This window comes from Xenorhabdus santafensis (genome assembly GCF_033949405.1).
Lineage (GTDB): Bacteria > Pseudomonadota > Gammaproteobacteria > Enterobacterales > Enterobacteriaceae > Xenorhabdus > Xenorhabdus santafensis.
In genome coordinates, this window is the sequence record NZ_VCDN01000174.1 from 1 (window position 1) to 658 (window position 658).

At 55.6% G+C, this 658-nt stretch carries 1 protein-coding gene; it reads right to left on the reverse strand.

Annotated features, from left to right (window positions below):
• Positions 1 to 658 (reverse strand): PAAR domain-containing protein (locus tag FE392_RS22310; RefSeq protein WP_319931827.1); only part of this gene is annotated, 658 nt, incomplete at both ends.

Below are 658 nucleotides of genomic sequence, written 5' to 3' on the forward strand. Positions count from 1 at the left end.
GCCGGCAATCACTTCAACCGGGTTTGCCAAAATGCCCACCACTGGCAAGGCCACGCCAAGCCACCCAAACCGGCACGCAAATTTGCGGATTTTATCCGCCCCCGGCAATTTACTGAACAGCTTTTGCAATGCGCCGGGGCCTTTGGCGGCCGCCCCGCCAAAGCTGAACAATCCCGCCGCAAACATGGTTAAATCAGAGGCGGTATACGCCCATTCGGGAATTTCTGGTGTGATTTTTTTTGTTGTTTTTGTCCCCCCACCGATAGTGACATTCGGGGAACCTGTCATCACGGCGGCATCACAGGTCGTTTTATCGCCCACCCGCGATGCAGGAAGTCCGTTAATCAGTACGGAGTCCGAACCTTGCGCCATCTGGCGGATACCATTTTCTTTACTGCATGCCACCTGACTTCGTGTCGCAATGGCCGCCGCCTTGTTATTGATAAAGACATTGGGTGAACCCGTTTCAATCGTTCCGGTGGGGCTTTGCGACGATGCACCCATCGAAACACCGGTATCACGTGCCTTATCCCCTAAAGCGCTTGCTGCCATCCCCACTGCAATGGCAGCACCAATCAACAACACGCCGACCCCGAGACAGGAAGCCGCCACCCCTGCTGCAAAAAGTAATCCGGCAGCAATCCCGCCTGCGGCTGAA